Source organism: Asaccharospora irregularis DSM 2635 (assembly GCF_900129815.1).
GTDB lineage: Bacteria > Bacillota > Clostridia > Peptostreptococcales > Peptostreptococcaceae > Asaccharospora > Asaccharospora irregularis.
Genome location: NZ_FQWX01000054.1, coordinates 1 through 10,337, shown reverse-complemented (window position 1 = coordinate 10,337; position 10,337 = coordinate 1). Strand labels below are relative to the sequence as shown.

Genomic DNA, 10,337 nt, shown 5'->3' with positions numbered 1-10,337 from the left:
TTCAGAAATGCTATCAAAGGATTTAAAAGACTGTCCTTTATGCTTTAGAACAAGCCTTAAATCTTTGAAGAATAAAAAACAGTACGTATTAAATGCTTTAATTACAAAATATACAAATGCTAGGGTTGAGGGTAAGAATAATACTATTAAAGTACTCAAAAGAGTATCCTTCGGATTTAGAAGTTTTAAAAATTTAAGATTAAGAGTATTGCTAAGGGAAAAAATACAAGTAATTTAAAAACAGCATCTATACAGGTAAACTGTATTAGATGCTGCCTTTAAAAATTAAATATTGACTTCATCAACGTTATTTGACAAAGAGCCCTTAATATGTACTGGCTTACCTTATTATTTATGGCAACATCCTTTTTTCTTTTTACTAAAAAACGTTTTATACATCATGAATATAGCCAAACCTATAATCCCTGCTGTAACTATATACTCAATTATCACAATAAATCCTCCCTTATAAAACTTACTTACCCTAGGGGGTATATTAAAATTAGAAACTACCCATCATATTATTGTTTGAATCCTCATGACAAGATTCTGATCCTCCCATTGAATTATGCATTTTTATCATAGATTCTCTATCCACTGAGCCCATCATATTCGCCATAGATTCATATCCACTTTTTCTCATTATATCAATCATCTTTTGATAATCTTCATCTGTTATATTATTCATAAACTCATCCATAGCCTTATAATCTCTATCTTCAAATGCCTTTGCCATATCTTCAAACCCATATTCTTTCATTAATCTAACCATTTCTTTTTGTTCAAGGTCTAGTTCATTTATTTCCCTACTTTCAACTTTTGTAATATTAGCTTCTGAATTTAAAGTAGATGTTATTTTCACATTATTTGTTTCAATAGTATCATTATTTGTATTTGCATATGTCATCCCTGTTACTCCTCCTACTACTAAAAACCCTGCTAAAGCAAATAATATTCCTTTCTTTTTCATTATATTCACTCCTTTTATATTTTGTATTATAATTGTTATCATTTTATAACTTTATTATAGAGAATAATTATATGCTAAATATGAAGATTCTATTTTTTACTCTCTTAACATCTTTTTCTTTTGTATATACTCTTCCTCTGAGATTTCTCCATTTGCAAATCTTTGATCTAAAATATCAATAGCATTATTTTCCTTATTCCTTATACTATAGCTTCCATTAGATAATCTAAATGCTACATATATAACCAATCCTATTAATAATAAAGGAATAAACATACCAAATCCTGACATCATTCCATATCCACCCATCATATATATCATCCCTTTCTAACTTTTAATATCTTTATACCCATATACTATGATGAATTTGTGTTGATTTTATGAAGATTATTTCATAATCTAAAAATTTTTTTATATTATTCATTGTATATTACAATTTTTTTAACTATGTCGCTCCATAGGTTTGTTACTTCTATATTATTAAATCCCGCCTTTTGTACATTTTCTACAGTTTTTCTATTAATATTAGCACCATATGAATTTACTACGATTGGATTAAATACATCCATAAGTGTACCTATTACCTTTCTTTTACTTCTAACATGTTCTATCAAAATAATCTTGCCACCTTTTTTGCATACTCTTTTAATTTCCATTAGGCCTTTAACTGGATCAGGAACAGAGCAAAATACACAGGTTGTAAAAACTGAATCAAAGGTATTATCTTCAAAATCCATTTTTTGTGCATCCATGAGCTGGAAATCTACTTTTTTTCCTAATTCTTTTGCTTTACTTCTTGCTCTTTGAAGCATATTAACACTGAAATCTATTGCTGTTATATCTATATTATTAGGATAAAATTCTATATTTTTTCCAGTTCCAACTCCAATTTCTAGTGCCTTCCCTTTTAATTCTTTCATAATTTCAATTCGCCACTCTTTTAGAGACATCATCTCCATAGGTTGTTCTAATAAATCATAAATAGCTGCAACTCTATTGTATCTCTTTCTAATTTTCTCAGTTAAGTTATCCATTATATTTTCCTCTCTAACTTATCAGAACTTTTATTTACCAAATATTATTATTTTAAATATTTTAACTTTTTATGATAAATTATCCTTAAAAGGAAAGCAATTACAAAGTTAATTATTAAAATAAATATAGCTATATCAAAGAAAAACTCTTGAGGTAATATATTAATAATTGGATCCTTTTGAGGATCAAAAATCCAATAATCATTTCTAAAAAATATTTTATGAAATATTATAAAGCTTCTTTCAAAGTTAAGTGAAAAAATTGCACCAAAAATAATTGGAAAGAAAGTTAAAATATTAGAAACTTTTTTTATAAAATTAAAGTTTCTTTTTTTATACAGAAATACTATTCCTATGATACTTATTGCAATACCTACGGTTAGCACAATATTTAATGTGGAAAATATTTTTAGGACTTCTTCAAAATGAACCTTGCCAAATAGCGATGATGGTAGAGATGGAAGTTCAAATTCAGTGCCTTTTTTGCCTAATAAGTAATCTATAGTATAATCATAATTTTTAATAATTTCATTTTTCGTCATATTTGACATAGATTCTATATTCAAACGATCAACTTCAAAATAATAAAAAGATTTAAATGCTAATGCAAACTTTACCATTAATATTAAAATACATAAACTTATAGATATAGCTATTAAAGTTTGAAAGACATTATTTTTTTCTTTAGACATATCTCTATTCAATAAAAACACTCCTTTATAAAATTACCCCTCTAAGATTTTACTTAGAGGGGATATTATTGTTTAGTCTTAATGACAAGATCCTCCTAGGTCTATTGATGCCATAACACTTACCATAGAATCAAATCCATTTTCACTCATTATCTGAATCATCTTTTGATAGTCCGCATCTGAGGTATTAGCTTTTAGATTTATCATCTTTTCATAATCTTCATTTGTCATATTATTTACGAATTCATCCATAGCCTCATAATCTTTTTTCTCAAGAGCCTCTGCTATATTGCTAAATCCATTGATCTCCATTATCTTAATCATGTCTTCTTCTTCAAGATTTGATTGCTCTGCAACAAATTCTTGTGCACCTTGATTAGGTCCTAATCCATTATCTACTACACTTTTAATATCATTCTTTATGCTATCATAATTAAGTCCTATAATTCCTACTACTGCTAAAGCTCCTGCTAACACTAATATCATAACCTTATTTTGTATTATGCTCCCCCCTTAAAATTAATTTTATTATATCAATTTTATTTATTTTTATCTATAACTTTGTAATCCTCTTTAGGAACATTTATATACTCACTATCTTCATTTTTTGAACAACAATTGTCTCCATTGTCGTCACCTTTTTTATGACTTCTTCCCATCATAAACATCATACCAATCATCATAATTGGGCAAATTAAAGATGCTAAGCCAGAAAGAGCTAATGCTTTAAACCCAAGTAGTGGAAGTAAAGCTACAAGTATAACTGGTAATATACAGCATAGACCCATCATAGCTCCAAATTTTAAAAATCCTTTTTTGTTATTTCCATTATTATTATTATTATTGTGGCAATTCATAATAATACCTCCATATTTTTATGTTTTTTTCTTAATGAACAATATAGTAAATCCAAGTTCCAACTACTAAAATAAATCCTGATATTAAGTAACCTAAATATAATTCTTTAGATGAAATATCTTTTCTTTCTTCATCTAAAACCTTACTATGATTTTTAATTTTATTTCCAGCTATTATTGCTGCTACTATAATTACAAAACTTGTTACATGGGCAACTGTTAAGCTACCAAATACAATAGGATTTTCTCTAATAAATTCTATTAATGCACGGTTTAGGGCAAATCCTATTAAATAATGTATAAATAACTGTCCATGATACTGAATTTTTTCTCTTTTTCTCCATAAGTATATGAACAAAATTAAATCTAATATCATTTCATAAATTTGAGCTGGGTGTAGTAGCTGATTATTTATCATTACCCCCCATAGGTATTGGCTTTCCATAGGTATTCCAAATACGTCACATCCAACTCTACCAATTGCCTGCCCTAATATGATTCCTGGAGCAAATGCATCTGCTGCTTTTAAAAATGATATTTTCCTTTTTCTTGTGTACCAGATTGCAAATATAATTCCTCCTAGTATTCCACCTTGGATAGACATTCCTCCATTTTGGATATGAAATACTTCTATAGGATTATTTATATAATTTGAGGGGTCAAAGACTAAAATATAATATAATCTTGCTCCTATGACAGAAGCTATTATTGTATATATAGCTAAATCCCACATATTATCTTCATTTAAACCTTTTCTTTTGGCTTCCCTTAACATTATTAATACCCCTGCAACCATTGCAATTGCCATAGCCACGCCGAATAAATATATAGAGATGCCTCCTATTTTAAATAGTTCTACCAATGATATCTCTCCTCTTTTGTCTAAAATTTAGTAACTATTTATTTTTTGAATTATTACTAGGTTTTGTTTGTTTATTCAAATCGCAACAATCTAGTTTTCCTGTCCCTAAATTTTTCTTATTAGCCTCTTCTAATCTTTTAATGAAATTTTCTAACCACTTTGGCATAAATACCACTCCCTTTAAAAATTATATTTTGTAAAAGTTATAACCATTCTAAAAAGTGAGTTAGAGATTTCTAGCTCACTTTTTATTGTTTATTATTTTTTTAGCAAAACATTTTTTCTAGCTATATAATCATCTTCATTTATCTCACCTTTAGCAAACTTTTCATCTAATATCTTAAGTGCACCTCTAGAGTTATCTGTATATTTATTAAATAGCTTTATACCTAATACTATTATAGCAACAAATATAAGTAATTTTATACCCATCATCAGAAGAAACCATCCACTACCTACAGCACCGGCTCCTCCAAAACCTCCACAAAGCATATCAAAACCTCCTTATATAATTCATGTTTCTTGATTACATTATATGTAAACATTATGGAGAACTTATGAGGAATAAAAAAATTTAAATTTATTATTAATTGCAATATCAAATTGAACTATTTTTAATATAACCAAAATATTAGGCTGCATATATAGAATCTAGATGTTCCTCAAATAGTTTCTCTGGTGTATTGTAGCCTAGTATTTTCCTTGGTAATGTGTTCATCCATTCTTCTATAAATCCTATGTCATTTATATCATAATTAGAGATTCTTTTACCTTTTGGTATAAATCTCCTTACAAGTCCATTATGACGTTCATTAGTACCCCTTTCAAAAGATGAATAAGGGTGTGTAAAGTAGACCTTAGTATTACAAACTTCTTCAATATTAGCTAATTCTGCAAACTCAGAACCATTATCTCCAGTTATGCTTTTAAAAACTTCATCAAATTTTTCCCCAAATAAATTACGTATTTCTAATAGCTCATTTGAGACTGCTGTTGCTGTTTTAGATTCTATTTTACGTATTATGGCATTCCTGGTTTTACGCTCAACAATAGTAAGAAGAACATCATCACTATTAGATTTTTCACCAATTACTGTATCTATTTCCCAGTGACCAAACTCTTCCCTTGAATCAATTTCATTAGGTCTTTCACTTATACTACTTCCTAAGATTCTTTTGTTTTTGCGTACCCTGCTAGGTTTTGTATTTCTACGTAATTTAAATGATAAGTCCACATTTTTAACCTCAAGTAATCCTAAATCTATATAATTATATAGTGTCTTAGTACATACCATATCTGATCTAGCAAACTTCGATTCTCTTAAGGCTTCGCCAAAACAAGCATCTGGCGATAATTTATTATTTTTAATTTTATCTACAGCGTAGCTGATAAATTCACCACAGCTTAGTCTTTTAAATGGTCTCACAGATGATCTACGATTCTTTTCATATATAGCTTGACCTGCATCTGCCAAATACATTTCAACAGACCTATTTTGCTTAATTTGCTTTACTGTACCTCTTTTAATCTCATTAATTATAGTATTAATAGGTCTACCTAATTCCTTAGCAATTTTATATGCTGACATACCATCATTTACTCTTATTTCTATCGTTGTACGCTCCTTAAAATTCAAGTGTTTGTTTTTTCTAATACTTATGTTATTATTGTTATTATCCATAGTACTCAATCCCTTTCAATGTTTTATTATTTTGTGGTGATTTAATAATAACATAGGAACTTGGTACTATGGATTTTTTTATATATTATTATTGGTTCAATTTCATTATACAATTAAGCAATTTAAATTTATTAATAAAATTATATAAATTCTAAAAATCTTCATAAAATCTATACAATTATGTGAGAAAATCATATAAAAGAAGAATTAGGAGGGTTATAAATGAAAAATATAAGCATTTTAATCGTTGAAGACGAGGTTAATATAAATGAAATTGTAAAAACCTATTTGGATAAAGAAGGTTATGCTACACATCAGTCATTTGATGGAAAAAGTGCACTTGAAAATTTTGATAAATGCAATCCAGATATTGTTATATTGGATATAATGCTTCCTGATATATTAGGTACTGATATTTGCAAAGAAATCAGAAAAAAATCAAATGTCTATATTGTAATGCTTACTGCTAAAAGTGATGAAGCTAGTATTGTAGAAGGTTTAGGTATTGGAGCAGATGAGTATATAACAAAACCATTTAGTGGTAAGGAATTAGTTGCTAGAATAAATTCTATTTCAAGAAGAATAGAAAAAAAGCCAGAACAACCTGATAATATACTTACTTTTAATAATAAGGATTTAGTAATTGATACTAACACCTATGAAGTAAAAAAACGTGGTGAATTATTAAATCTAACTGCAACTGAATATAAAATATTACTTACTATGGTTAAATATCCAAATAAGGTCTTTACTAGAGAAGAACTAATACTTATAGTTTTAGGATATGACTATGATGGAATGGATAGAGCTATAGACACTCATATAAAAAATTTAAGGCAAAAGATAGAAGATGATCACAAAAATCCAAAGTACCTTGTTACGGTATATGGCATAGGATATAAGTTTTATGGAGGGACTAGTAAATGAAACTTAAACTAGGATATAAACTAACTCTATCTTATGCTTTAGTTGCTATTATAAGTGTCTTAACAGTAGCTTTACTTGCAAATAGTTTAATACAAAATCATTTCAGACAATATGTATTATTAAAAGGAGAAAGTGCTAATAAATCTATAGTCAATGACTTAGAAAGAAGTTACAAAGATTTTGGTAAATGGGATTTAAGTTCTGTTCAAGATATAGGTAGTGAAGCCTTGGATAATGGATATATTGTAGGTGTTAAGAATAATGGTAAAGAAGAAATTTGGGATGCACATGAATATGATTTATATAGATGTGGAAATGTAATCCATAATATGAGTGAACATATGAGAATGAATTTTCCGACTTGGAAAGAAAACTATACAGTTAAAAATTACGATATTACTGTAGATGATAAGTTAGTAGGAACTGTATCAATAGGGTCTTTTCCTGATTACTATAGTGAAAATGACGTTTTATATCTAAAAACATTAAATAAGGTTTTAATATATTCAAGTTTTATAGCACTAGTAGCTGCTATTATAGTAGGATTTTTAGTTACTAATAATATAGTAAGACCTATATCTAAGGTTGAAAAAATTACGAAAAATATATCTAAGGGAAATTATAATCAAAGAATAGATGAAAAAGTAGATACTGTAGAGTTAGATAATTTAATTATTAGTATTAATGATTTGGCAAAATCTCTACAAAAACAAGAGGATATAAGAAAAAATCTAACTAAAGATGTATCACATGAATTAAAGACACCGCTTACGTCACTACAAATAACATTAGAAGCATTTATTGATGGAATAATAGAACCAACCAAAGAGAGATTCTCTGTTTGTTATGAAGAAATTTTAAGATTAAATAGACTAGTAAAGGACTTAGAAAAACTATATTCATATGAACAAGATCATAGTGATATTAATAAAACAAAATTTAATATGGGAGAAATTGTACAAAATATAATTACTAATTTTGAATCAGAATACAAAATGAAAAATATAACTGTTAGTTTTAGTAATGATAATTTAACTTTAAATGCAGATAAAGATAAAATAACTCAAGTTATAATAAACTTATTATCTAATGCTATAAAATACACAAATGAAGGTGGAAATATAGAAATCAGGTTATTTGAACACAAAACTGGAATTAAATTAATTGTTAAAGATAATGGCGTAGGAATCCCTGATGAAGACAAAGAGTATATTTTTGAGAGATTTTATAGGGTAGATAAATCAAGAACTAGACTTACAGGTGGTGCTGGTATAGGCCTTAGTATAGTTAAGGCTATAGTTGATTCCCATAATGGAACAATAGACGTAGAAAGTAAAGAAGGAAAAGGCACAATATTTAGTGTATATATCTCAAATTAAGTTTATAATGCTCCTATTTGATATATAATAGTTCTAGATTTAATTGTACGGAGGAAACTAATGAAAAGTTTTATAAGAAATATTTTAGTTGTAGCTATAGTTGCTTTTATTTTACAAGGTATTTGGGAGTATTCACAATGCGGAAGGTTTTATGTTATTGACGACGTAACAGGACATACTAGACTAATGTTGAGCGCAACATTTGGAGATATGAATATGAGTCTTATATTATATATGTTATTAGTTGTTGTAAACAATGATATAAATTGGATTTTGAAGAAATGGCATAGGCATGATTATATAATTACTATACTCTACGCCTTATTTTTAAGTTTTTATTTTGAGATTCATGCCCTTTATAGTGGTAGATGGGGATATAACCCTGATACCATGCCTTTATTTCTAAATACGAATATTGGTTTACTACCTGTAATTCAGCTTATTATTTTGCTTCCACTTATATTTTATATTAGTAGTATAGTTATAAAGAAGTTTATAAAGAATAAAGCAATTTATTAAATAAATTAATAAAAATAACAAAGTTTAAATGATCTAAAGATTTATCTAAATATAATCTAGTATAATGTAAGTATATAGAAAAAAGCCTCTTTATTAAAAAATTATTAATAAAGAGGCTTTTTTTATTATTATAGTAATTTTATATAGGCTAATATGGATTAATTAAAACACAGAACGCAGACTTCGTTGTAGTTGCCTAAATAGAAGCATTAACTTCACTAGCAATTTTAAATAATATTTCATAATCGTCACCAAATCTACATATTGAATCACAATTCTCATATATGCTAGAAAATAAAATGTACCTTAAAGTAACACAATCTATGTTTTTAAAAGACGGACGCTTTAACTGTGCAAGTATTTCTTTTTCTCGTGAATTAGGTGCAACCAGGAAAAAGTTATATTTTTTATCTCCAAGAGAAGATGCTAAATCTACCAAACGTAATATACCAGAATAAATAGAAGTACTTTTTTCTACTTCAAAGGCGCATTCAATCTGGTTTGTCTCCTTAGATATCCAGATAACATCTATAAGTGAAATTGTTTTTAAAACTTCACTAGGAAGATCTAGAGGTGGTAGTTTAGGAATAGTAATGAACTCAAGGCTTTTACCATCAAGAGATTTTGTTCTATCATTGGTTGCAACAAAGACATCATATCCTAGGCCTATGCCTATTTCAGTTAATAAAAACTGAATTCTAAGGTGTTCAGACTCTTCTTTAATCTCATTTTGAACCTGATTGTGACGTTTTTTAAGAGCTTTTTCTAATTTATCTTGTTCAAATTTTAATGCAGTATTTAGGTTTTTATTAAGTGCAATTTTACCAACGCCTACGTCAAATAATAGACCAGATATAGCACCTAAGTCCTTAGAAAGTAATGGATTTAGTTTTTCATTTGCATTTATAATAACCTCACGCATTAATAAGTAATCATTCCAAGATCCAAGTTTTTTCTTATCAGAAAAAATAGCATTAAAGCCATTTACCATAGCAGTATTAAACGGAGGCATCAGTGTAGGATGTAAAAAATAAAGTATATTTGCAACAGCAGGACCTAATCCTTTAATTTTGTAGCTATCTAACTTAATAATTTCTTTTATTATTTTATCAGAACTATTAGCCGATAAACATGCTTTCAAGAGGTAACGTAAAATAATTTGTGCTTATGATGAAATAAATACTCCTTTATGGCAATGATAAAAATATAATCAGATGCCAGAAAGGGGTATTTTTTATGAGTACACTAAGTAAAGATTTAATAAGACAAATTATCGCTGATGGAGCTCTTAGTAATCCAAAGGATATAGGAGAATATTTAAAAGAGATGTTTAAAGATGTAATTCAGGAAATGTTGGAGCAAGAGCTAGCGCTCGAGCTTGGTTATCAAAAAGGCGATAGCCGAAATAAAACTACT

The 10,337-nt window shown here is 27.8% G+C and carries 15 protein-coding genes and 1 pseudogene; 5 read left to right on the top strand and 11 right to left on the bottom strand.

What is annotated here, in order from left to right:
- On the top strand, positions 1–238 hold a 238-nt coding region (locus BUB34_RS12355; protein WP_143153392.1), incomplete at its 5' end, for a transposase.
- Between the two features lie 264 nt (positions 239–502).
- Here BUB34_RS12355 and BUB34_RS12350 read toward each other — a convergent pair.
- The 10 genes from BUB34_RS12350 to BUB34_RS12310 all read right to left on the bottom strand — a co-directional run bounded on the left by BUB34_RS12350 (position 503) and on the right by BUB34_RS12310 (position 6,096).
- A complete protein-coding gene (locus BUB34_RS12350; protein ID WP_073127718.1) occupies positions 503–970 on the bottom strand; it encodes a hypothetical protein in 468 nt (155 codons plus the stop codon).
- A 96-nt stretch (positions 971–1,066) separates the two neighbouring features.
- A complete protein-coding gene (locus BUB34_RS12345) occupies positions 1,067–1,282 on the bottom strand; it encodes an SHOCT domain-containing protein (RefSeq protein ID WP_200787936.1) in 216 nt (71 codons plus the stop codon).
- Between the two features lie 104 nt (positions 1,283–1,386).
- Positions 1,387–2,004 (bottom strand): class I SAM-dependent methyltransferase, encoded by a 618-nt coding sequence (locus BUB34_RS12340; RefSeq protein ID WP_073127714.1) that lies wholly within the window; start codon positions 2,002–2,004, stop codon positions 1,387–1,389.
- A 47-nt stretch (positions 2,005–2,051) separates the two neighbouring features.
- Complete coding sequence (locus BUB34_RS12335; protein ID WP_073127722.1) at positions 2,052–2,696, bottom strand: TIGR01906 family membrane protein; 645 nt, start codon at positions 2,694–2,696, stop codon at positions 2,052–2,054.
- 78 nt (positions 2,697–2,774) lie between these two features.
- Positions 2,775–3,182, bottom strand: a complete 408-nt coding sequence (locus tag BUB34_RS12330; protein WP_084120403.1) for a hypothetical protein — start codon at positions 3,180–3,182, stop codon at positions 2,775–2,777.
- Positions 3,183–3,235: 53 nt separating this feature from the next.
- On the bottom strand, positions 3,236–3,553 hold the full coding sequence (locus tag BUB34_RS12325) for a hypothetical protein (protein WP_073127710.1): 318 nt from the start codon (positions 3,551–3,553) through the stop codon (positions 3,236–3,238).
- A gap of 31 nt (positions 3,554–3,584) precedes the next feature.
- Positions 3,585–4,415, bottom strand: a complete 831-nt coding sequence (gene lgt / locus BUB34_RS12320) for a prolipoprotein diacylglyceryl transferase (protein ID WP_073127708.1) — start codon at positions 4,413–4,415, stop codon at positions 3,585–3,587.
- A 34-nt stretch (positions 4,416–4,449) separates the two neighbouring features.
- A complete protein-coding gene (locus BUB34_RS13830; RefSeq protein WP_278276717.1) occupies positions 4,450–4,581 on the bottom strand; it encodes an LDCC motif putative metal-binding protein in 132 nt (43 codons plus the stop codon).
- Between the two features lie 92 nt (positions 4,582–4,673).
- Positions 4,674–4,907, bottom strand: a complete 234-nt coding sequence (locus BUB34_RS12315; protein ID WP_073127706.1) for an SHOCT domain-containing protein — start codon at positions 4,905–4,907, stop codon at positions 4,674–4,676.
- Between the two features lie 139 nt (positions 4,908–5,046).
- Complete coding sequence (locus tag BUB34_RS12310; RefSeq protein ID WP_073127704.1) at positions 5,047–6,096, bottom strand: IS30 family transposase; 1,050 nt, start codon at positions 6,094–6,096, stop codon at positions 5,047–5,049.
- Between the two features lie 222 nt (positions 6,097–6,318).
- On the opposite strand from BUB34_RS12310, the gene BUB34_RS12305 reads away from it, so the two are divergent.
- The 3 genes from BUB34_RS12305 to BUB34_RS12295 are packed head-to-tail and all read left to right on the top strand — an operon-like array spanning position 6,319 to position 8,921.
- Positions 6,319–7,023 (top strand): response regulator transcription factor, encoded by a 705-nt coding sequence (locus BUB34_RS12305; protein WP_073127702.1) that lies wholly within the window; start codon positions 6,319–6,321, stop codon positions 7,021–7,023.
- Positions 7,020–8,402: a sensor histidine kinase gene (locus BUB34_RS12300; protein ID WP_073127701.1), complete on the top strand. Its 1,383-nt coding sequence runs from the start codon at positions 7,020–7,022 to the stop codon at positions 8,400–8,402. Before BUB34_RS12305 ends, BUB34_RS12300 begins: the two co-directional genes overlap by 4 nt.
- Before the next feature lie 60 nt (positions 8,403–8,462).
- Entirely contained in the window at positions 8,463–8,921 is a 459-nt protein-coding gene (locus BUB34_RS12295) for a hypothetical protein (RefSeq protein ID WP_073127699.1), read from the top strand.
- Between the two features lie 196 nt (positions 8,922–9,117).
- On the opposite strand, the gene BUB34_RS12290 is transcribed toward BUB34_RS12295, so the two are convergent.
- Positions 9,118–10,062, bottom strand: coding sequence for a hypothetical protein (locus tag BUB34_RS12290; RefSeq protein WP_242948889.1), 945 nt, complete (start codon positions 10,060–10,062; stop codon positions 9,118–9,120).
- Between the two features lie 95 nt (positions 10,063–10,157).
- On the opposite strand from BUB34_RS12290, the pseudogene BUB34_RS12285 reads away from it, so the two are divergent.
- Positions 10,158–10,337 (top strand): annotated as a pseudogene (locus BUB34_RS12285) (IS256 family transposase); the annotation flags it as partial.

Excerpts from the sequence above, each read along its gene's own strand:
- BUB34_RS12350 (WP_073127718.1), bottom strand. The coding sequence starts at position 970 with ATGAAAAAGAAAGGAATATTATTTGCTTTAGCAGGGTTTTTAGTAGTA.
- BUB34_RS12345 (WP_200787936.1), bottom strand. The coding sequence starts at position 1,282 with ATGATGGGTGGATATGGAATGATGTCAGGATTTGGTATGTTTATTCCT.
- BUB34_RS12340 (WP_073127714.1), bottom strand. The coding sequence starts at position 2,004 with ATGGATAACTTAACTGAGAAAATTAGAAAGAGATACAATAGAGTTGCA.
- BUB34_RS12335 (WP_073127722.1), bottom strand. The coding sequence starts at position 2,696 with ATGTCTAAAGAAAAAAATAATGTCTTTCAAACTTTAATAGCTATATCT.
- BUB34_RS12330 (WP_084120403.1), bottom strand. The coding sequence starts at position 3,182 with ATGATATTAGTGTTAGCAGGAGCTTTAGCAGTAGTAGGAATTATAGGA.
- BUB34_RS12325 (WP_073127710.1), bottom strand. The coding sequence starts at position 3,553 with ATGAATTGCCACAATAATAATAATAATAATGGAAATAACAAAAAAGGA.
- BUB34_RS13830 (WP_278276717.1), bottom strand. The coding sequence starts at position 4,581 with ATGCCAAAGTGGTTAGAAAATTTCATTAAAAGATTAGAAGAGGCTAAT.
- BUB34_RS12315 (WP_073127706.1), bottom strand. The coding sequence starts at position 4,907 with ATGCTTTGTGGAGGTTTTGGAGGAGCCGGTGCTGTAGGTAGTGGATGG.
- BUB34_RS12310 (WP_073127704.1), bottom strand. The coding sequence starts at position 6,096 with ATGGATAATAACAATAATAACATAAGTATTAGAAAAAACAAACACTTG.
- BUB34_RS12305 (WP_073127702.1), top strand. The coding sequence starts at position 6,319 with ATGAAAAATATAAGCATTTTAATCGTTGAAGACGAGGTTAATATAAAT.
- BUB34_RS12300 (WP_073127701.1), top strand. The coding sequence starts at position 7,020 with ATGAAACTTAAACTAGGATATAAACTAACTCTATCTTATGCTTTAGTT.
- BUB34_RS12295 (WP_073127699.1), top strand. The coding sequence starts at position 8,463 with ATGAAAAGTTTTATAAGAAATATTTTAGTTGTAGCTATAGTTGCTTTT.